The organism is Nitrosomonas sp. Is24, from assembly GCF_033063335.1.
Taxonomy (GTDB): Bacteria; Pseudomonadota; Gammaproteobacteria; order Burkholderiales; family Nitrosomonadaceae; genus Nitrosomonas.
Genome location: NZ_JAWJZG010000001.1, coordinates 1 through 21655, shown reverse-complemented (window position 1 = coordinate 21655; position 21655 = coordinate 1). Strand labels below are relative to the sequence as shown.

The window sequence follows — 21655 nt, the reverse complement described above, 5'->3', positions numbered from 1 at the left end:
GTCGTGTTTAATCGGAATCGGATAGTAGTGTTGTGTCGGCGATCCACTGCAAATAAGCAGGCAGGCCACCGGTTATAGGAACCATAATCACTTCAGGAAGTTCATAAGGATGCATCATCTTGATCAACTGTTCAACCCGGTCATAGTGCTGCTTCCGGGTTTTGATCAAAACCGGAATTTCTCCGGCCGATTCGATTTTACCTTGCCAGCGATAGACGGAAGCGCACGGACTCAGCACATTGACGCATGCAGCCAGTTGCTGATGAATTAAAGCTTCCGCCAATTGCATCGCCGACTTTTCGTCAGGAAAATTGGAAATGATCAGTACCGCTTCCATTGGCGTTATCAGTTAATACACAATAAATAAGCTGATTTTACCTCGCTTAGCGCTGCAATGGACAGTTGTGATAGCAAACGCGCGCACTGGGCATGCCGCGCCAATACGCATATACTTAAAAAATAATTAATCGCAAGGAGTAGAGCAAATGAAAGGACTATTTAACTTGGTTATAGCGCTATCGATCATTACCCCGGTCTCGGTATTTTTTGGCTACATCATCATGGATGAAGGCGATCAATTCACGGCCGAGCATTATATGGTGACAGGATTAAGCACAATTCCCTTCGTTTTCGCGCTGCTCGTCAAATTTCTGATGACAAGCGCCGAGAAAGAATAGCAAACCATTCTCACCAAAAGGCCCTGATAAACTCTAGCAATTCCAATGACAAAGTTGCGCGAAAATTCTTTGCATCAATCTCAATAACTCTCCCGGTTACTTACATTTCTGTGGTTGAACTTAGGATCAGTATTAAAAATAGGTGCTTGCTAAAAGCTTTAAAGAGCTGTTTCTATTTTCCGTAAGAAGTTACTTACAGTAAAAGCTTGCTTAAGTTTACAAGAGTAAAAATCTCATCAAAGATGATTTTCCTCCAGCAATTACTAGACTGTTTATAGCTTCGGTTTGATACCAAGCTATCTAATCGAAACAACTACACAAAAATGGAGAAAGCGCCATGATGCTTCTGAATCACATGAATATGCCACAGAAACTCACGATCCTGACCGCATTTTTAATACTGATGGCGGCAGTACCGGCAGCACTATACATTAACACAGTGATCGCCGAACTCGATACCACAAAACGGGAAGCTGCGGGTACTCAACCAGTCATTGCGTTACAGAAAGTGGTGCAATTCACTCAACAACATCGTGCTCTATCTGCTGCATTACTCAACGGCAATGAATCCGTAGCCAGCCGCTTGTTAGAAACTCAGAACGAACTGAATAAAGCCATCAATTTAGTAGATACCAAGCTTAAGGAAGCAAATATATCTCCTCAAAATGTGTCATTTTGGTCAGCTGAAAAACAGCGCATCACCGAAATTCAACAAGCTGTTCCTGCGCGTCGGCTCAAAGCTCCGGAAAGCACAGCGCAGCATACCAAAATAGTTCAGGCCCTTATGCTTATCAGTGAGGAAGTGCTCATTGAATCCAATCTGTTACTGGATCCGGCCAAAAACACCTACTTCCTGATTAATGCAACCATGCTCAATGCGCCTAGATTAGCTGAAAACTTGGGTCAAATGCGTGCAGCCGGTACAGCTTTCTTGACTTTGGGACATATAAATGACGAAGGTCGAACTAAACTGGGGGGGCTGGCCAGTAATGTCAATCAGTTTTCCACGGAATTCTTGCGTAATGTCGAAAAATCAATGCACTCCGATCCAAAAATAAAAGCTGCTCTGGAAGCTAGAGGTAATGAAATCAAAACTTTAGTCGAAAAGACATTGCTCATGGTAACCCAAGAATTATTACTAGCGAAGGAACTAAAACTGCCCGCGACTGAATATATTGCCGAGCTTACGCGCACAATCGACACCATCTATGATTACAATTTCACTGCTGCTGAGATTCTCACGCAAGCGCTGCATACTCGCGAAGAAAATCTGCAGCAAACAGTTTATTTGATGATTGGTTTAATAGCGGCTTTACTGACTTTTGCGATTATGTTCGCAGTCTTTATCGTACGCAGCATCACACAGCCGATGCAGGAAGCGATCAGTATCGCCAATGCCATAGCGACCGGTGACCTCACCAAACGGATAGAAGCGACATCCACGAATGAAACCGGGCGGCTGTTGCAAGCACTGAAAGCGATGAACGAGAATCTGGTCGACCTGGTCGGTAAAGTGCGTTCGGGAACCGACCAAATCGCAACGGCATCGGGAGAAATCGCATCGGGCAACTCGGACTTGAGCCAACGCACGGAAGAGCAAGCCTCCAGCCTGGAAGAAACCGCATCGTCGATGGAAGAATTGACCTCCACCGTCAAACAAAACGCCGACAACGCGCGCCAAGCCAATCAACTGGCTGCCGGTGCCTCGGAAGTTGCGATGAAAGGCGGCTCGGTAGTAGGTCAAGTGGTGCAAACCATGAGCTCGATCAACGAAAGCTCGAAGAAAATTGTCGACATCATTAGCGTGATCGACGGCATTGCGTTCCAAACCAATATTCTGGCGCTGAATGCGGCGGTGGAAGCGGCGCGCGCCGGTGAACAAGGCCGTGGCTTTGCGGTGGTAGCGACAGAAGTACGTACACTGGCGCAACGTTCCGCAGCAGCAGCGAAAGAAATCAAGGAACTGATCAGTGATTCTGTAGCGAAAGTAGAAGACGGCACGCGCCTGGTGGATGAAGCGGGTGCAACCATGGACGAAATCGTCACTGCGGTAAAACGCGTTACCGACATCATGAGCGAGATCTCCGCGGCATCGCAAGAACAAAGCTCCGGTATTGAACAGGTTAATCAAGCGGTAACCCAAATGGACGAAGCCACGCAACAGAATGCCGCCTTGGTGGAAGAAGCTTCAGCCGCAGCGGAATCGATGCAAGAACAAGCCCATGCATTAACGCAAGCGATAAACACCTTCAAATTATCGGAAGGTTACTCAGGAACACCGGCGGTGATCAAAAGAAACAATCGCTCCGCCAGCATAGCCAAACTGCCGAATCGCGGCCCTGCGCGGAAAAAGCCTGCGGTGAAAGCCGTAACAAACACTGAAGCCGTAACGGCTCAACCACGCAAAGTTGCAGCTGGAGGTGGCGCTGAGGATTGGGAAGAATTCTAAAATCCCGGCAGCGGCAGGCTGATCAATTCAATCAACTTGCTCTATCCTGATAACCGGTCAGCGCGCCTTGCGAGGGTAATCCCCCCAAAAATTGAACGAGCAAAGCAGTAGAATTTTCTATCCTAGACGAAGAGGAATTTTACTGATGAAGAAGCAGCGATTTACGGAAAGCCAGATCATGCAGATATTGAAGCAAGCTGAAGGAGGAATTCCTGTGGCTGATTTATGCCGGGAACATGGAATGAGTACTGCAAGTTTTTATAAATGGCGCAGCAAGTATGGTGGGATGGATGCTGCCTTACTATCTGAAATGAAGGCGATGGTTGAGGAAAACAAACGGTTAAAGCGGATGTATGCGGAAAGCCAGATGCAGAATGAGCTATTGAAGGAGGCACTTGGAAAAAAGTGGTAAAGCCCTCACAGCGCAAAGTAATGGCACAATGGGCAGTACAGGATAAATCCGTTAGTATCGTTTTGGCCTGTACAACATTTGGCATTTCTGAGACCTGCTATCGTTATCATCCGGCGCTCAACGATGAGAACGAAGAAATCGCCGATTGGTTACTACGCCTGACGACTTGTCACAAGCGTTGGGGCTTTGGCTTATGCTTTCTTTATTTGCGTAATGTGAAGGGTTTTGGATGGAATCACAAACGTGTGTATCGTATTTACCGTGAGCTGGAATTGAATTTACGAATTAAGCCACGCAAGCGATTAAAGCGGGAGAAGCCGGAGCCGCTAGCTGTGCCAGAACGGCCCAATGACACATGGTCGATGGACTTCATGGCTGATCAACTCACCAATGGCCGGTCTTTTCGAACCTTCAATGTGCTGGATGACTTCAACCGTGAAGGGTTGGGAATCGAAGTGGACGTATCGCTTCCATCAGAACGCGTTACGCGCGCTCTGGACCGGATTATCGAATGGCGCGGCAAACCCAGGAAGATTCGTTGTGATAACGGGCCGGAGAATATCAGTGGCACGCTTTGTTGTTGGGCAGAAACTCGAGGTATTCAGCTCGATTACATCCAGCCAGGAAAGCCACAGCAAAATGCCTACGTGGAACGCTATAACAGGACCGTCCGGCATGAATGGTTGGAGATGAATGAATTTGCAACCATTGAAGAGGCCCAACTCACTGCGACACAGTGGTTATGGATTTATAATAATGAACGTCCAAGTATGGCACTTGGAGGTATCACGCCAGCAATGAAGTTGGCAGAAGCTTTTAAATTAAAACTCTCTACTGCATGCTCCTGTTAAAAATGGGGGGATTAGGCGAGCATTCGCGGGCGCGCTGGTAAGCCAAACCAGCTACCGCCAGATCCCCCAGCGCCAATCCCCTAAACACAAAAGCAATCCGTTCGTCTTCGGTACAACGGTCGGACACATCCCCTGTCACCAAACCGGTCAGATCGCCATGCACAAGCGCTGGGTCGACCAACGGTTTAGGCATGCTTGCTTCTTGCTCCAGATCGTCGACGATAATGCGGTCAAATGCCGCCATACTGTCAGCGCGCCATGGAGCAGCCAGATCGGCCATGGTGACGAAGGCGCCAGGCTTCAGCAAATGCGCATCTAGGAAAGGTATCAATTGCGGCGATAAGGTCACCGACGTGACGATTAAATCCGCGCCGCAGATTGCTTCTTCGGCAGTTTGGCAAGGTGTTGCGATCAATCCCATTTTTTCCGCAATTTGGCAAAAACTTTCCCGGCTTTCGCCGCGTGCATATGCACGAACGTAGGTCACTGGAAACAGCGCAGCCAATGCCTGCAAATGACTGTGCGCCTGCACCCCACAACCGATAAACGCAGCAACGGAAGCATCCGGCCGTGCCAGCCGCTTGGCCGCAACCGCGCTCAATCCGGCAGTACGCATCGCCGTCACCCAGTTACCGTCGATCACCGCGAGCGGCAATCCGTTGCGGCTATCGAGCAAAGTCACCAGCGAATTAATACTGGCCAAGCCGTTTTTAGGGTTATCCGGGTTCAACACCAAGGCTTTGACGGCGAGAAAAGGCGGATCGTCGGCCGCCGCCAGCGTAGCCATCATATAGCGGCCATCCGGCGGCGTGATAACCGCTTTGGGCGCATTCCAAACCTGCTGCCGCTTACGGCCGAGCAACAGATGCTCAATACTGAGCGCAATTTCCTGCGGCGTTAATTGCAGCGATTGCAATAAATCCCAAGATAAATACCGGATGTCAGAACTTTGCCGCACGGAATGTTGTCTCTGAAGATTCTATTAAGTTAATGGAAAATTAGCCATTTTCACGCTACGGCTGCTATAATGCTGCCCCCGCCGCAACAACTAAAAGCTTATTTTTTGAGGAATTATTTATGTCTCGCCCAATCCGCAATATCGCCATCATCGCTCACGTTGACCATGGCAAAACCACAATGGTTGACAAACTGTTGCATCAAGCCGGCACCTTTGCCGCGCACCAACAAATTTCTGAACGTGTGATGGATTCCAACGATATTGAACGCGAGCGCGGTATTACCATTTTAGCCAAAAATTGCGCTATCGACTACGAAGGCGTCCACATCAATATCGTCGACACCCCGGGTCATGCGGATTTCGGCGGTGAAGTCGAGCGCGTGCTGTCGATGGTCGACGGCGTTTTACTGCTGGTCGACGCTGTAGAAGGCCCGATGCCGCAAACCCGTTTTGTCACCAAAAAGGCACTGGCGTTGGGGTTGCGTCCGATTGTCGTGATCAACAAGATCGACCGGCCCGGCGCGCGTGCCGATTGGGTAGTCGATCAAACATTCGATTTGTTCGACAAACTGGGCGCCAGCGACGAGCAACTTGATTTCCCAGTTGTATATGCTTCGGCGTTAAACGGTTTTGCCACGCTGGATATTGAAAAACCCAGCACGGACATGCGCCCGTTGTTTGACACCATCCTCAGCTACGTCCCCGCTCCCGATGAAAACCCCGATGAACCCTTGCAACTGCAAATCAGCGCGCTGGATTATTCCAGTTTCGTCGGCCGTATCGGCATTGGCCGTATCCGCCGCGGTAAACTGCGGCCCAGTCAGGAAGTCATGGTGTTAATGGGCGATAAGCCGCCGAAAAAAGCCAAAGTCAATCAAGTACTCGGTTTTCAGGGTCTGGAACGGGTGCAAATGAAAGAAGCCTTGGCGGGTGACATCGTACTGATCAACGGCGTGGACGAACTCAGTATCGGCGCCACACTGGCCGATGTCGACAAACCTGAGGCGCTGCCGGTTCTCGCTGTTGATGAACCAACCCTGACCATGACATTCCAGGTCAACACGTCACCGTTTGCCGGACAGGAAGGCAAATTCGTCACCAGCCGCCAATTGCGCGAACGTCTGGAAAAAGAATTGCTCACCAATGTCGCCTTGCGCATGGAAGAAACGGCCGAGACCGATTCGTTCCTGATCTCCGGGCGCGGCGAATTGCACCTGACCATTCTGCTGGAAAATATGCGCCGCGAAGGCTACGAGCTGGCAGTATCGCGCCCGCACGTGGTGATCCGCGAGATCGACGGCGTCAAATGCGAACCGTTTGAAATGCTCACCGTCGACGTCGACGAGGCCAATCAAGGTGCGGTGATGGAAGCCCTGGGTGCACGCCGCGGCGATTTGCAAGATATGGTGTCGGATGCCAAAGGCCGTGTACGGCTGGATTATCGCATTCCGGCGCGCGGCCTGATCGGTTTTCAATCCGAATTCATGACCATGACGCGCGGCACCGGCCTGATGAGCCATGTGTTTGACGAATTCGCCCCGATGCGTCCGGAAATTCCGCCGCGCAGAAACGGCGTGCTGATTTCCGCCGAACTGGGGGAAGCCGTCGCCTATGCGTTATGGAAACTGCAAGACCGCGGCCGCATGTTCGTCAGCCCTGGTGACCGCCTGTATGAAGGCATGGTGATCGGCATTCACACCCGCGATAACGATCTGGTCGTCAATCCGATCAAAGGCAAGCAATTGACCAACATCCGCGCCTCCGGCACCGATGAAGCGGTGACGTTAATCCCACCGATTCAACTGACCTTGGAATCCGCGATTGAATTCATCGCCGACGACGAGCTGGTAGAAATTACACCGCAAACCATCCGCATCCGTAAACGCTTTTTACTCGAGCACGAACGCAAACGCGCATCGAGAGCGGCAGCTTAATCACGATTTTCAATCCATTGCGCCGGTATGAGGTAATACCGGCGCAACCTTAAAGCTTCACTGTTTCACCGCTTGTCCGTCATCTGCCTGTTTTACTGTTTTTCAGCAGATTGGGCGGCGGACCAATCGGCTCAAAGTCCTTCAACAGCGGCACATCGTCCTTATTCACCCAGCGCAGATCCATGTCATACGTGCCGTGCGGCCCCCAGCTGCCGGTGAATTGCTTACCGTCCGGTGTGAATGTCCAGCACATATCTTCCCCGCCGGTATTGATTGTGTCACCGAGATTGACCGGCTGCTGCCATTCACCGTCGGCATTTTGCCGGGCAATCCATTCATCATGCCCGCCGCGCGAATCCAAATCGGTGCGCATGCTGGTAATGATCAGGCTTTTACCGTCCTTCGATAATCCGGTCCAGTGCATATGGTCGCGCTGCGGTGAATTGATCTTCGCTCCCAAACTTTCCGGCTTCTGCCACACACCGTCTTTCTTCTCAACCTTCCAGATATCGCTATCCTGCGTCTCGCCCGGCTGATGGTAACTGAAGTAAATCAGGCTATCGGACGCGATGATCGGACAATGTTCCTCACCGGTTGAGGTATTGATGCCCGGCAACTCCGGCACATCGTTCCAATTCCTGGCCTCTTGCCAAACACCGTCGACTTTTTGCACCACATACAAATCGCCCGACAACATGTTGCCCGCTTCGTAGCGGGTGAAATAAATCACATTGCCATCGTCGGAAAAACTCGGCTCCAGCTCCCACGCCGAAGTATTGATGTTCGGTCCCACCTTGGAATCGATACCCGGCCCCAAATGAACCGGCTCCTGCCACTCACCGTTGACCAGATGGGACATCCAGATATCGAAACTGTAATGACCGCCGGGCGATTGAACACTACCCTCGCGCGTCGACACAAAAATCGCCGTCTTGCCGTCGGCACTGTAGGTGATCTCCATCTCAGAACCGGGTGAATTGATTTTCCCGCCGATGCTGTTCGACACTCGCGGACGCTCCGTCGCCGCGCCGCTACCGGAATCGTGCATGCCGGGCATGGCGTAGGAAACACCCTGCGCCAGGATAAGCGCCAGCGATACGGAACAAATTTTTGGAATAAGGGATTTAGCTTTCATGCGCCGACCTCCTTTTTAAGATAAATAATAGGATGTTTTTATTATAGCTTTGACAATAACTTTAATTATCTTTGTAGCGGTGTTTTGGCATCCATTTGCAACAAGCTGAAGCCACTTCGCTCAAAACTATAATCATAGCGGCGATTTAAAAAGACTTTATATTCCAAAGCGACCATTAATAATAAATCTCTGAAGTAAGTCATGAACTTTCATCTTCACTCTGGATGCAGAAAGTGACTTGCCCTCTAATTTTTCAAAATAGGCCTTTGCTTTGCAAATATCAACTGTACTTTTTAAGCTATCAAAGCGCCCATATTCATTAAGGTTAGCCTCGGTGATACCAGTATTCATCATCGCTCTTAGCTTGGTTTCATCTAAGCCAAGATCCTGTGCAATCTCATGTATTTCTGTATCTTTAGCCGTAAATTGATACTCTGTAATGTAGTCCCTAAAGGTTTTTTGGATATCTATGGTGATATTGCCACTCTGAACATCATGCAGAAAAATATTGGCATATTTTTGTTCTTCTTGCGTGAGCGAAGCAAAAGACTTGTGTAACTCATCTAACGTTTTTTGAACTTCCCCGCTATCGTCACCTGCTTGCTGGAGTGTCTTTAAGAACTTCTCAAATCGGGAATTCATATAATCCGCATCAATAATCCCGGTATCGATCTGCGTTAGATAGCCATCAATTTCAAAAGGCACATCACTGCTACCACCGCCAGCTCCGCTACTAAATAGCTCTTTATAACGTAACGCCAAAATCAGGTAGGTGTTTTCATCAAATTTTAAGGTCACGACAGATTTGGAATTACCAAATTCATACGTTAACTGGATCCATTTAAAGCCTTGAATTTTTGCAGCTTCTAAATAATCATTTAATGCCTTAAACAGCTTGGCAAACTTGCCTCGTTCAGTTAAATCGTTAGGTAGTTTCTCAAAATTAGCAACGCCCGCATGGATGAACAACTCAACAATTTCTTCATAAATCGCATTTAACTTATTCAGGTTACTTTCCAGCCGTTGCGCAAATAGCGCAATCGGTTTGTCGCCTGAATACAATTTAACAGCACGGTTGATATGCTGTTCCATCGTATGTGGCTTACGATAATAGCGAATCGTGCCAAACGGTTTATCAGGCCCAAACAGTCGATTAGTGCGTGAGAATGCCTGAATGATGTTTTCGTACTTAATCACTTTATCCAAGTACAAAGTATTAAGCCATTTTGAGTCAAAGCCAGTCAGCATCTGGTCAACCACTATCAGCAAATTGATTTGCTGCTCGGGTGTTTTGGCAATTTGCGCATAGGGTTTTTTGTGGCCGAGTCTGGCAGCAATGTCTTTTTTAAATTTATCATGCGCCGCAAAGGTAAAGGCTTGGCCAAATTTCTGGTTGTAGTCCTCAACAATTTCCAGCAAACCGGCTTCCTTATCGTGCGCATTGCCGTTGTTATCAATGTTGGGGTCAAACAGCGCGGTGATGTTTAAATCACACTTAGCCTTTAACAATCTGTAATACTCAATCGCTTCTTTAATGCTACTGGTTGCCAAAATCGCATGGAATTTGCCATTTTGGCTGAGTGTGACCCAGTGCTCCCAAATATCTTCAACCACTTTTTCTTGATGTTCAATACGTTCGTACTGCACGTTCGATATGTAATCTTCAATGCCTTTTACATATTGCCCAGCCTCGTCCAAATGCCCCGCCATGCTCACTTTGCGCATAGTGTGGTTAAACACTTCTTTTTTCTTGGGGTCAGCCAGCGCTTCGGCTTCGCTGCTGGCTTTGGCTTTTTCAAGCGCCACCGCTTTGCGTAACTCATTGTCTTTGTAGGTCATCACCTTATAAGGGTCAAACCCCAATACGTTTTTATCGCGAATGCCATCGGCAATGCTGTACCGGTGCAATTCATCGCCAAACACCGTGGCGGTGGTGTTCATTTGCCGTTGGTTTTCATCATGAATCGGCGTGCCAGTAAATCCAAAAAACAAGGCATTGTTAAAGGTTTGCTTAATCGTAATCAGCATATCGCCAAAAGTGGAACGATGCGCCTCATCCACAATAAACACCACTCTTTTTGCCCGCATGATTTCAACATCATGTGCCGTTAGCCCCTCTGCCTCGTCTTTGATATTACTCATCTTTTGAATCGAGGTGACAATCAAGGTATTGGCAGGGTCGGTGCTTTTTAGTTTGGTGACTAAAACACCTGTATTTTCGGTGGCTTGCACGTCTTCGTTTTCATCGGCAAAGCCTTGATACTGAAGCAACGATTGCGTGCCCAGCTCGATCCTGTCCATCAAAAAAATCACCTTATCGGCATCTTTTGAGTTGGCTATCAGTTGAGCAGATTTAAAGCTGGTCATGGTTTTGCCTGAGCCTGTGGTGTGCCAAATATAGCCGCCTAGTTGGTTGGTATTTTCCCAATCCGTTTTGGCCACCTTGGTCGAAATCGCATTGGCAGCGTAATACTGGTAACTACGCATCACTTTCAGCACGCCATCGGTATCATCCGCCACGGTATAAAAACCAATCAGTTGATGCGCCATCGGGATAGAGAGCAAATCAGCGGTGATTTTTTTCCAGTGGTTAACCGGCTCGTTATTAAAATCACCCCAATGAAAAAAATAATCTTTGTTAAATTTGCCGTCTGGCCCAGGGTTAGCAAAATACAACGTTTCTTCTGGCTCCATCGCCACAAACAACTGCACCAAAGAAAAAATGCCCGTAAACAAACCCTCATGAGCATATTTCTCGATTTGGTGGCAAGCTTGGCTCACCGCCACCCCGCTTTTTTTAAGCTCAATATGAATCACCGGCATGCCATTGATTAACAGCATCAGGTCGCCGCGACGGTCATTCAGAATTTTGGAATAGCTCTTAAATCTGGGTTGTTGCACAATCTGGTAACGGCTTTGCCCGGCGGCAATTTCTCGGCGGTCGTATATCTTCAGGCTGATTTCTTTACCCAAATGCAAAGCATCAGCCGGGTTATCGCGCGTAATCGCCACCGTTTTACCGTTGATAAAACCATTCAGTTTGAGTGGGGTCCGCAGCTCGGCAATCTGCTCCATGATTTGTTGCATTTCGCAGTTCGTTAGTGGGGTATCGTTTAAACGGTCACGCTCTCGATTATTCTCAAATAAAATCTGCGCCCAGTTGTTGAGTAAATCCGCCTCCGTCGGGTTTTTTAGCACCGTCTTTTCCCACCCCTTGTTTGAGAGTTCTTCAATCAAGGCGGCTTCAAATTGCGCTTCAGAGGGGTAGGTCATAGGCTCCAGTTTTCAATGCTCAAGCCATGCACACGCTCGAATTCGCCTACATTATTAGTCACCAAAGTGGCATCCATTGCCAGTGCATGGCAGGCAATCCATAAATCATTCGCGCCAATCGGTGTGCCAGAAGTTTTAAGCTGGGTAAACTGCGCCGCGTAATGCTGGCAAATTTTTGCATCAATCGCATATTCCACAGGGATGCTCAGCGTAAGCTGTTTAATCTGCTTTTGTACCTGCGTTTTACGCACACTGCGCTCAGCACCTTTTAACAACTCCGCGTAAGTAATATAAGACATACACAACACATCATCGTCACTGAGCGCATTCACCCGCTCTGCAACCGCGACGGGCTTATTTTTCAGCAAATAAATAATGATATTGGTATCCAGCATATACCTCATAAAGCATCTCTATCTTGCATCGGTTGCGCGGTTGAAACATCCTCTGCCAATGCTTCAATAAAATCATCGTCAAACTGCGTGAGTGCTGCTAGCAAGCTATCGCCCCGTTTAGGTTTTATCGGGTGAATCACAAGGTCGCCATTCTCCGCACGGCTTATTTCAACTTGCTGAACATCCAGTTGAAAAGCCTGCGGAATGCGCACTGCTTGGCTATTGCCATTCATAAACACCCGTGTTGTTAAGGTTTGCATAAAGTTGATCTCCCGCAATAAATGTGTGTACTAGTCTGTATGTATTTTAGACAGAGCTAAGCGATAATGCAACGTTACTTTTGCACGGTGTGCTGGCTTAAAAATAGAATCAAAAAAACCAACCATTTCCTTAGACAAACATCTTTTCTAAGCAGGCTTTTTTGAGATTGTTGAGTTTATCTAACTCGGTTTGGTGGAGGGCGATCAGATTATCTAGATTTTGGAAATAGGCGCCGATTTTTTCTTGCTCTGCCAAAATTGGGACATAAACAGTGGTTGATTGAACTAACTCACTATTTAGATTGATAACAACGCCACCAGATGCCAACGCTTTATACTGTTCAAGCATAAAATCTGAGGACAATAGTTGCAATAAGTACTCCAGATTAAATAGTTTGTTCTCGTCCCTGATTACAAGCCATCCGTCATGGATGCAACCTTCTATCGCCATAATATATGGTCTTCCAAAACTCATAGAGTTGGATAGTATCAAGTCACCTGCATAAACTCTTCTTGAGTATTTTTCTCCAGACGGAATTATCTTTTCTTTTGTTTTTGTAATGTATCTTGAGGCTTTTGATACATCTCCAATTTTTATCCAATTGATACCATTCTCTTCATTTGTAATAAAGCTTTCTATTGGTCTAGGGGAACCTCCTCTTTGAATAAGAACACAATCGCCAAACCTACTCTTCTCCCATGCCCCGTCAAAGCCTTTAAAACGAATTTCAGGGACATCCGCGCCATCTTTGGGGAACATTTTTTCAAGCATGGCTTTTTTGAGGTTGGCCAGCTTGTTGACCTTGGCATGATGCAAGCTAATTAGCTTATCGAGGTTTTGGAAATAACTGCCTATTTGGGTTTGTTCTTTACATTGAGGACATGAAAAAGCATATCTTTCGACATTAGGTTTCGAAATATTTTGTACTTTTGTTCCCGCTCCACACCGACTAAAGTAATATTGATTTTTGTTTATTGCCATTGATAAAAAATAGCTAGAAATATCTTTATTGGGTCTTATTTCCGCAACACGCTGATTAAGAACAAATTCATTATCTGTTGGTATTAATGTTGTCATGCCAAGCAATCCTGGGGACTGCTCGCTGAGGATCATTACAAGTGTGTCTTTCTTTAATGTTGGAGTTTCTATATCAATATATCTGCCTGAGGATACTAATTTACCCTGCATATCGATTGATTTAAGTGTAATGAGTTCGTAACGTCCATTTTCTTGGGTTTGATTTTCGAAGCTCCCGCCATTTGAATAAATGGACACATCTTTTAATTCAACTTCAACCCATTCTTCTTTAAACTCCCTAAACCGAATGGCTGGTATTTGCTTATTCTCCGCCATCTTACTCAGCCTTTAAAAACGCTTTAAATTCAGCCAAGCCTTGCATATCAAAGGCGTTGCCTGTGAGTTCATCTATCATGCTAGCGAGTTCATCCTCTGTGCTTGTGATTTCTTTTGCCACATCTGCATACGTGGTGGCATATTTATCCGCCAGCACTTGCACTTTGGTAGCGAGGGTTTGAATCAGCGTAGTTGGCAGTTGATTGATCGATGCGATCAGCGGGTTAATCCATTTCAGTTCTAACAGTGCCCACACTTGTGCGTCTGTTAACGCCTCAATGGTGGTTTTGGTTTTTAAGTGAAGCGCGGCAGTTTCAGCTTTGAGTTGTTTTTTGAGTTCTTTTTCTTCCGCAAGCAGCGCGTCTACTTTTAATGTTTTGGTTTCTATCGTTTCTTCTGCAAATACAACGCCTTTTTTAACTTCAGCTTTGAGTTGTTTGGCTTCTTTGCTGACCTCGCTTGCCACAAAAGCATCCATCGCTTCGTTGACGATTGCGCTGGATTTTTCTTCCTCAGTCAGTGAATCGAGTATTTCCTCAACTTCTGCGCTTATTTCTGCTAAGCGGTTTTCCTTGCTTTGAATCTGTTGCAGTTCACCACTTAAATAGGTTTGTTGCACCAACTCAAACGGCATAATGTGGCCTAGCCAGCCTTCTTGCACTTCTTGGTCTTTGCCGTCTTTTTTCTTGGTGACAATATTGGGATCAACCTGTTTGGTGGCGTTAAAACCTTCGGTTTGGATGATCTCTAAATCCACCGCGATGCTGGTCCAATGGTCATCGAGCAGTTGGTAGGCTTCGTATTTGTCGATGAGCGGGATAGGCTTTAGACGGCTAAAAATATCGTCACTGATCGCGGTGAGTTGTTTTTGAATGTTCACCGTTTGTATGTTGGTGATTAACCCTTGTTTTAAAAAGCCATCAAAATCCGCAAAGGCGGTGGTAAACCTTTGCGCAAAGGCTTTGACTTCGGCGTGGGGGGTAATGGCGGTTTTAATGTCTGCCACATTGAGCGCGGAATATTCGCTTGAGGTGGCTGAGAACAGCGCCGCCCTTAAATTGGGGAATGCCTGCCAAAATTCATCCAGTGCGTTGATTTCTTTTTCCGGGATACCGCCAAACATGGTGGCGTAAATATCCCAACGCTCTGCGGGTTCGGAGGAATCGACATACCTTGGAATATTGAGGTTGTAATCATTTTCACGGATTTGGTCACGGCTCACCAGCTTGGAATATTTGGGGTGGGTTTGCCGCTCGATTACGGTATCGGTAATACGTTTAATATCGGAGGCTCTGAGCTTGTTGTTTTTGCCAACCTTAATAAAGCCTTTGGAGGCATCGACGATCAGCACATCGGTAAGCTCACGTTTTTGTTTGAGCACCATGATGATGGTGGGGATGCCTGTGCCAAAAAAGATATTGGCGGGCAAGCCGATAATGGCGTCAATATGGTTGGCTTCTATCAGCTTTTTTCGAATGGTGCCTTCTTCACCGCCACGGAACAGCACGCCATGAGGCAAGACAATCGTCATCATGCCATCCGGTTTAAGGTGATATAAATCATGCAACAAAAAGGCGTAGTCGGCCTTGGTTTTGGGTGCTAAGCCAAAGCGGGCATAACGAGGGTCGGTTTCTTTATGCTCGGAATCCCATTTTTGTGAATAGGGCGGGTTAGAAACCACTGCATCCAAATACAGCGGGTTGTAGCTGTTGGTAGGGTCACTCTCATCAAAAAATGGCCAGTCATCTTCTAAGGTATCGCCATTACGCGTGATGATGTTGCTGGGTAAAATACCACGCATCACCAAGTTCATACGCGTGAGATTGTAAGTGTTTTGCTTGAGCTCCTGCGCGTAGTATTTGATGTTGTTTTCATCATCGATATGCTTGGCAACGGATTGGCCTATATTGATGAGCAACGAGCCTGATCCGCTGGTTGGATCATAAATCTGGATTTCTTTTTTGTCTTTGACATGGTGCGCAATGAGCTCGGACATGAGCAACGATACTTCATGCGGCGTATAAAATTCGCCTGCTTTTTTACCCGCATTGGCGGCAAACATGCTAATCAGGTATTCATAAATAAAACCCAGCACATCGTAATCTTGCTTGCCATCCATCGGGATGTCTTTAATCAAGTGAATGAGCTGGCTAATGGCTTTGGTTTGCACCGCTGCGCTTTCGCCTAACTTGCTGAGGCCTGTTTGCAGGGTGTCAAAAACACCATCAAACAGCTTTTTGTGTACTGGGTGAATTAAACGGCTAAAGGCAGAGAGCGCATCGCGTACATTGGAAACATCGAAGTCTTTTCCCTTTGCAATCCAAGTGGAAAAAAGGTTTTCATGGGCAATAAAGTAGCCAATGTTCCTTTTAATATATTCAACGGTTTCTGCATCATCCTCTGACAGCGCTTTAATATCTTCGGCAGAAAAGTCTTCTTTTTTGGCAAACTGTAATTCTTTATCTGAAAGATATTTGTAAAAAATAAAGCCAAGAATATAGTCCTTATATTCATTGGCCTCAATTTTTGAACGCATCTGATTCGCTGATTCCCAGATTTTGGCTGCTAATTGTTGCTTATTCATTGGTGAGCTTTATTCCCAAAATGATCCCTACATAGCCTACAAGTCATTTGATGAACAAATGTAATTCAGTCTTAAAAAAAAGGGCTCTTGACGAGCCCCACTTACTCACTAACCATACTTTCATTCATTAAGTTATTTAAATTTCAATAACTAATACTAAATTTCACTTATTTTGACATTCGATAGCTTTCCTAAATATCAATATTCGTCGCCCGCAACGCATTCTTCTCAATAAACGCCCGGCGCGGTTCCACCACATCGCCCATCAGGGTAGTGAAGATTTCGTCGGTGAGAATACTGTCTTCGATTTGCGCGCGCAGCAGGCGGCGGTTTTCCGGGTCCATGGTGGTTTCCCAGAGCTGGCTGGGGTTCATTTCGCCCAGGCCTTTGTAGCGTTGGACGTTCAGGCCTTTTTTCGCTTCTTCCAGCAGCCATTCGAGCGCGTGCTTGAATTCGCTGACTGTTTGTTTGCGTTCATTGCGCTGAATATACGCGCCTTGACTCAGCAGGCCGTCAAACACTTGCGCGGTTTTTTGGATTTGCGCGTAGTCGCCGCTTTCGAGGAAATCAATGTCGAGGTAGCTGGTCAGCACGTTGCCGTGCGACATGCGCATGATTTTGAGGCGGTACCGTTCGTGCAGATCGTCGTATTCGGCAACGATTTGCACGTCCTTGACGCGCGCTGCCAAGCGGGTTGCGCTATCCGCCGCGGCTTGGCCGTTGCTTAAATCGACATCGGGCTGGCGTAGCAGTGCGTGCATGACGGTGCTGTCGATAGCCTGGCTCATGCGCTCGATAACCGCTTCCGCCAGGATGTATTCATTGGCGATTTTTTCCAGCGTTTCGCCGGTTAATGCCGGTTTATCGCCGCCGGTATGCAGCTCGGAACCGTCCAGCGCGAGGCTCAGCATGTATTGTTTCAATTCATGGTCGTCCTTGACGTAGCGTTCCTTTTTACCGTGCTTGATTTTATACAGCGGCGGTTGCGCGATGTAAATGTGGCCGCGTTCGATCAATTCGGGCATTTGGCGGTAGAAGAACGTCAGCAGCAGCGTGCGGATATGCGAGCCGTCCACGTCCGCGTCGGTCATGATGATGATGCGGTGGTAGCGTAGCTTGTCCGGGTTGTATTCGTCCTTGCCGATGCCAGTGCCAAGCGCGGTGATCAGTGAAATGATTTCCTGCGACGAGATCAGTTTGTCAAAACGCGCTTTTTCCACGTTCAGGATCTTACCTTTGAGCGGCATGATGGCCTGGAATTTACGGTCGCGCCCTTGCTTGGCGGAACCGCCTGCGGAATCACCCTCGACCAGGTACAGTTCGCACAATGCCGGATTCTTTTCCTGGCAATCGGCCAGCTTGCCCGGCAGTCCCATGCTATCCAGAACGCCTTTTCTACGCGTCAATTCGCGGGCTTTGCGCGCCGCTTCGCGCGCTCTGGCGGCATCGATGATTTTGTTGCAAATCGTTTTGGCGTCGATGGGATTTTCCAGCAAATACTCGGTCAGTTTTTGCGCCACGACTTCTTCCACCACTGGGCGTACTTCCGAAGACACCAGTTTTTCCTTGGTTTGCGACGAAAACTTGGGCTCGAACAGTTTCACCGATAGAACGCACGACAAACCTTCGCGCATGTCATCCCCGGAGGTTTCCACCTTGGCTTTTTTGGCCAGCTCGTTTTTTTCGATGTAATTGTTGAGCGTGCGCGTCATCGCCGCGCGCAGGCCGGTCAAATGTGTGCCGCCATCTTTTTGCGGAATATTGTTGGTGAAGCACAGCACCTGCTCGGTGTAACTGTCGTTCCATTGCATCGATACCTCGACGGCAATGTTGTCCTTCGCACCAGCGGCATAAAAAATACTGGGGTGCAGCACGGTTTTGCTGCGGTTGATGTATTCGACGAAGTTTTTGATACCGCCAGTGAAAGCGAATCGCTCATCCTTACCGGTGCGTTGGTCGATCAGATGGATTTTTACGCCATTGTTGAGAAAAGACAGCTCACGCAAGCGCTTGGCGAAAATATCGTAATGGTATTCGACGTTGCCGAAAATGTCCTTGCTGGCGAGAAAGTGCACTTCGGTGCCGTGGCGTTCGCTTTCGCCGGTGACTTCCAGCGGCTTGACCGGAACACCCATGCGAAATTCCATCTGGTTGATTTTTCCGTCACGGCGGATGGTCAGTTTCAACCATTCCGACAACGCATTGACCACCGACACGCCGACGCCGTGCAAACCGCCGGAAACCTTGTATGAATTGTCGTCAAACTTCCCGCCGGCATGCAGTTCGGTCATGACGATTTCCGCCGCCGAGCGTTTCAGATCGTCGTCATGCTTAATACCGGTTGGAATACCGCGGCCATTGTCGATGACGCTGACGGAATTATCCGGATGGATGGTGACGGTGATTTCGTCGCAATGACCCGCCAACGCTTCATCGATGGCGTTATCGACGACTTCGAACACCATATGATGCAGTCCCGTGCCATCGCTGGTGTCGCCGATGTACATGCCGGGCCGTTTACGCACGGCGTCCAAGCCTTTCAGGATTTTGATGCTTTCGGAACCGTAATCGCTCGAACTGTCTTTAGGTACGTTGGGATTTTGATCGCTCATGGGTCAGGATTTTCAGGGTTATGTAAGTTGCAGGAAATGACTTCGATAGTTGCCGATTTTGCTGAGTTCTTGCTCACATGCGGTTAAATTCTCATCGGCATGACGATATATTTAAACGCATCGTTCCCTGGTATCGTGATCAGCACGCTGCTGTTGGCATTTTCAAACGCGCATTGCACGGTTTCGCTATCCACATTGTTCAATAAATCGAGCAGATAAGTGATGTTCAGGCTGATATCCACCGATTCTTCAGTGTAGTTGATTTCCAGTTCTTCTTCGGCTTCTTCCTGTTCGTTGTTTTTGCAAACGATACGCAAGTTATTTTCACTGACGATCAAGCGTACACCGCGGAATTTTTCGCTTTGGTTAGACAGTATCGATACCCGTTGCAACGCTTGCAAGAAGGTTTGGCGGCTAATTTCAAACTGTTTGTTGTTCCGGGTCGGGATAACGCGATTGTAGTCGGGAAACTTCCCGTCGATGACTTTGGACGTCAGGACGATGCCGGAAAAGGAAAACCGCACCTTGTTCTGGAAGTATTCAATGGTTACCGGTTCTTCGTTATCTTCGAGCAGTTTGGACAGTTCATACACGGCCTTGCGTGGCAGGATGACTTCCTGCTTTTTCTGTACTTTGTCCAGTGCCGCCTCGATGTAAGCCAAACGATGCCCGTCGGTGCCAACACTGATGAATTTCTTGTTATCCGTCAATAACAACAGACCGTTCAGGTAATAACGGATGTCTTGTTGCGCGACGGCGAACTGGACATGGTGCAATAAATCTTTTAATTCTTTTTGTTTCAGCGTGATCGCATTTTCCGATTCAGCTTCTTCCGCAACTTCTGGAAAGTCTTCCGCCGGAAGTATTTGCAGGTTGAACGCGCTTTTGCCGGATTTGACGTAGAGATGATCGTCCTGCCGGGTTAAGGTTACTTCGGCGTCGGCGGATAGAGAACGCAGAATATCCTGAAGTTTTTTCGCGGAAACCGTTAAGGAAAAATCCTGTTTGGGCAACAAATCAATGGTTGCAACCGTTTTGATTTGTATTTCCAGATCAGTGGTCAAAAAAGAGGTCTTTTCCGCAGTTTGCCGGATCAGCACATTCGATAAGATAGGCAATGTCTGACGGCGTTCGACAATTCCGGTGACTGTCTGCAGCGGTTTTAACAAGGTATCCCGGTTGGTTTTAATTAAAAGCATTTATATAAAAGTAATAGTAATTTAATAATGTCCGCCAATCTTCTGTATAGTTTCTAACATCTGCTGAATATCAACAAGATAGTTTAAAATTTTGCTTTGTATGGCGAGTGTATACTGCTTGGATAGTTTGTGGATAAAAATGGCGGATTTTTTAAAACAAGAGTTATACACAAACTGTTCAACTGTTATCAACCTCTCAAAATGAGTATCAGCGCGTTGAAATCGCGGTTCACCACCGGATCGGAAATGCGCAATTCGTTAATTTTGCGGTAGCCATGCAGCACGGTGGTATGATCCCGGCCGCCGAACGCCTCGCCGATATCCGGCAAACTCAATGAAGTCAGTTCCTTGGCGATGGCCATTGCCATTTGCCGTGGCCGTGCGACGATACGCGAGCGCTTCTTGGAATACATTTCCGATACTTTTATTTTGTAGTAATCGGCGACGGTTTTCTGGATGTTCTCGATCGAGATTTGCCGGCTTTGCACGGCAAGCAAGTCCTTTAATGCCTCCTTCGCCAGATCCAAGGTGATTTCCTGACCGATGAAGCGCGAGAAAGCCAGCACGCGTTTCAATGCGCCTTCCAGCTCACGCACATTGGAGCGGATATGCTTGGCAATGAAAAACGCGACATTTTCGCCCAGACGGATTTTTTCCTGCTCGGCTTTCTTTAGCAAAATCGCCACGCGCATTTCCAGTTCCGGCGGCTCGACCGCTACCGTCAATCCCCAGCCAAAACGCGATACCAGACGTTCTTCCAGTCCGGTAATTTCTTTCGGATAAGTATCGCACGTGATAATCACTTGTTTATGCGTTTCAATCAGCGCGTTGAACGCATAGAAAAACTCTTCCTGCGTGCGGTTCTTCCCTCCAAAGAACTGCACATCGTCCACCAGCAACAGATCGAGCGAATGGTAGTACAGCTTGAACTTGTCGAACGCTTTGTGCTGGTAAGCGCTGACGACATCGGACACGTATTTTTCCGCATGCACATAGCGGATCTTGGCGTTTTTGTCGTTTTTCTGCACGTAATTGCCGATGGCTTGAATCAAGTGCGTTTTTCCCAGCCCCACGCCGCCGTAGATGAACAGCGGGTTGTACGCGATGCCGGGCGATTCCGCCACTTGGATCGCACCGGCGCGCGCGAGTTGATTGGCTTTGCCGGTGACGAAATTATCGAAGGTGAAATTAGGATTCAGACCGCTGGGATTTTTCCTGCCGGGCTGGTATGCGGCCTTGGGTTCCGCTGGCGGCTCCTGTGGTGCTTCCACCGGCGCGGCTTTGACTATCACGGTTTTTGCATCGTTTTGCTCGGCCAGTTTCAGGTGAAACTGGATTTTCTTGTCGAAGTACATCAGCGCCATGTTTTCAATGTGCCCGATGAAATTATCTTTAACCCATTGCGACACGAAACGGTTAGGTGCAATCAACACAACCTCATCGTCGCTATTCAGTTCCGGATCAATCTGTAAGGGTTTGATCCAGGTGTTAAATTGCTGTGCGTTGAGTTCTTTTCTAAAATGATCAAGGCAGGATAACCAGAAAGTGTTCAGTGATTGCAT

Annotated in this window: 15 protein-coding genes; 4 read left to right on the top strand and 11 right to left on the bottom strand. The window is 47.7% G+C overall.

Annotated elements, in window-relative coordinates:
* Positions 1–7: 7 nt before the first annotated feature.
* A complete protein-coding gene (gene cutA / locus R2103_RS00075; protein WP_317529561.1) occupies positions 8–337 on the bottom strand; it encodes a divalent-cation tolerance protein CutA in 330 nt (109 codons plus the stop codon).
* Positions 338–485: 148 nt separating this feature from the next.
* On the opposite strand from cutA, the gene R2103_RS00070 reads away from it, so the two are divergent.
* The 3 genes from R2103_RS00070 to R2103_RS00060 all read left to right on the top strand — a co-directional run bounded on the left by R2103_RS00070 (position 486) and on the right by R2103_RS00060 (position 4389).
* Positions 486–677, top strand: a complete 192-nt coding sequence (locus tag R2103_RS00070; RefSeq protein ID WP_317529560.1) for a hypothetical protein — start codon at positions 486–488, stop codon at positions 675–677.
* A gap of 337 nt (positions 678–1014) precedes the next feature.
* A complete protein-coding gene (locus R2103_RS00065; RefSeq protein WP_317529559.1) occupies positions 1015–3126 on the top strand; it encodes a methyl-accepting chemotaxis protein in 2112 nt (703 codons plus the stop codon).
* 145 nt (positions 3127–3271) lie between these two features.
* Positions 3272–4389, top strand: a protein-coding gene (locus R2103_RS00060) for an IS3 family transposase (protein ID WP_411172575.1) whose coding sequence is annotated in 2 segments (ribosomal slippage) — positions 3272–3533 and positions 3533–4389 — 1119 coding nt in all. Because the reading frame shifts where the segments join, the coding sequence is not laid out codon by codon here.
* On the opposite strand, the gene R2103_RS00055 is transcribed toward R2103_RS00060, so the two are convergent.
* Positions 4370–5347, bottom strand: a complete 978-nt coding sequence (locus R2103_RS00055) for an ornithine cyclodeaminase family protein (RefSeq protein ID WP_317529557.1) — start codon at positions 5345–5347, stop codon at positions 4370–4372. The genes R2103_RS00060 and R2103_RS00055 overlap by 20 nt on opposite strands.
* A 119-nt stretch (positions 5348–5466) precedes the next feature.
* On the opposite strand from R2103_RS00055, the gene typA reads away from it, so the two are divergent.
* Positions 5467–7281 carry a translational GTPase TypA gene (gene typA, locus R2103_RS00050; protein ID WP_317529556.1) on the top strand — a complete coding sequence of 605 codons (1815 nt, stop codon included), beginning with the start codon at positions 5467–5469 and terminating at the stop codon, positions 7279–7281.
* 79 nt (positions 7282–7360) lie between these two features.
* Here the strand turns inward: typA and R2103_RS00045 are convergent, their stop codons facing one another.
* From R2103_RS00045 to dnaA, 9 genes are all read right to left on the bottom strand, one after another.
* Entirely contained in the window at positions 7361–8416 is a 1056-nt protein-coding gene (locus R2103_RS00045) for a hypothetical protein (RefSeq protein WP_317529555.1), read from the bottom strand.
* A 156-nt stretch (positions 8417–8572) separates the two neighbouring features.
* Positions 8573–11689: a type I restriction endonuclease subunit R, EcoR124 family gene (locus tag R2103_RS00040; protein WP_317529554.1), complete on the bottom strand. Its 3117-nt coding sequence runs from the start codon at positions 11687–11689 to the stop codon at positions 8573–8575.
* The gene (locus tag R2103_RS00035; RefSeq protein ID WP_317529553.1) at positions 11686–12084 is read right to left on the bottom strand and encodes a type II toxin-antitoxin system VapC family toxin; all 399 of its coding nucleotides are present in this window, start codon (positions 12082–12084) and stop codon (positions 11686–11688) included. The genes R2103_RS00040 and R2103_RS00035 overlap by 4 nt, the downstream gene beginning before the upstream one ends.
* A gap of 5 nt (positions 12085–12089) precedes the next feature.
* Positions 12090–12344, bottom strand: coding sequence for an antitoxin (locus R2103_RS00030; RefSeq protein WP_317529552.1), 255 nt, complete (start codon positions 12342–12344; stop codon positions 12090–12092).
* 130 nt (positions 12345–12474) lie between these two features.
* The gene (locus tag R2103_RS00025) at positions 12475–13698 is read right to left on the bottom strand and encodes a restriction endonuclease subunit S (RefSeq protein WP_317529551.1); all 1224 of its coding nucleotides are present in this window, start codon (positions 13696–13698) and stop codon (positions 12475–12477) included.
* Position 13699: 1 nt separating this feature from the next.
* The gene (locus tag R2103_RS00020) at positions 13700–16282 is read right to left on the bottom strand and encodes a type I restriction-modification system subunit M (RefSeq protein ID WP_317529550.1); all 2583 of its coding nucleotides are present in this window, start codon (positions 16280–16282) and stop codon (positions 13700–13702) included.
* Between the two features lie 191 nt (positions 16283–16473).
* A complete protein-coding gene (gene gyrB, locus R2103_RS00015) occupies positions 16474–18894 on the bottom strand; it encodes a DNA topoisomerase (ATP-hydrolyzing) subunit B (protein ID WP_317529549.1) in 2421 nt (806 codons plus the stop codon).
* An 83-nt stretch (positions 18895–18977) separates the two neighbouring features.
* Positions 18978–20093, bottom strand: coding sequence for a DNA polymerase III subunit beta (gene dnaN / locus R2103_RS00010; protein ID WP_317529548.1), 1116 nt, complete (start codon positions 20091–20093; stop codon positions 18978–18980).
* Positions 20094–20281: 188 nt separating this feature from the next.
* Positions 20282–21646 carry a chromosomal replication initiator protein DnaA gene (gene dnaA / locus R2103_RS00005; RefSeq protein WP_411172533.1) on the bottom strand — a complete coding sequence of 455 codons (1365 nt, stop codon included), beginning with the start codon at positions 21644–21646 and terminating at the stop codon, positions 20282–20284.
* Between the last annotated feature and the right edge of the window lie 9 nt (positions 21647–21655).

Bases quoted from the DNA above. Each gene is read 5' to 3' on its own strand.
- cutA (WP_317529561.1), bottom strand. From the start codon at position 337: ATGGAAGCGGTACTGATCATTTCCAATTTTCCTGACGAAAAGTCGGCG.
- R2103_RS00070 (WP_317529560.1), top strand. From the start codon at position 486: ATGAAAGGACTATTTAACTTGGTTATAGCGCTATCGATCATTACCCCG.
- R2103_RS00065 (WP_317529559.1), top strand. From the start codon at position 1,015: ATGATGCTTCTGAATCACATGAATATGCCACAGAAACTCACGATCCTG.
- typA (WP_317529556.1), top strand. From the start codon at position 5,467: ATGTCTCGCCCAATCCGCAATATCGCCATCATCGCTCACGTTGACCAT.
- R2103_RS00045 (WP_317529555.1), bottom strand. From the start codon at position 8,416: ATGAAAGCTAAATCCCTTATTCCAAAAATTTGTTCCGTATCGCTGGCG.
- R2103_RS00040 (WP_317529554.1), bottom strand. From the start codon at position 11,689: ATGACCTACCCCTCTGAAGCGCAATTTGAAGCCGCCTTGATTGAAGAA.
- R2103_RS00035 (WP_317529553.1), bottom strand. From the start codon at position 12,084: ATGCTGGATACCAATATCATTATTTATTTGCTGAAAAATAAGCCCGTC.
- R2103_RS00030 (WP_317529552.1), bottom strand. From the start codon at position 12,344: ATGCAAACCTTAACAACACGGGTGTTTATGAATGGCAATAGCCAAGCA.
- R2103_RS00025 (WP_317529551.1), bottom strand. From the start codon at position 13,698: ATGGCGGAGAATAAGCAAATACCAGCCATTCGGTTTAGGGAGTTTAAA.
- R2103_RS00020 (WP_317529550.1), bottom strand. From the start codon at position 16,282: ATGAATAAGCAACAATTAGCAGCCAAAATCTGGGAATCAGCGAATCAG.
- gyrB (WP_317529549.1), bottom strand. From the start codon at position 18,894: ATGAGCGATCAAAATCCCAACGTACCTAAAGACAGTTCGAGCGATTAC.
- dnaN (WP_317529548.1), bottom strand. From the start codon at position 20,093: ATGCTTTTAATTAAAACCAACCGGGATACCTTGTTAAAACCGCTGCAG.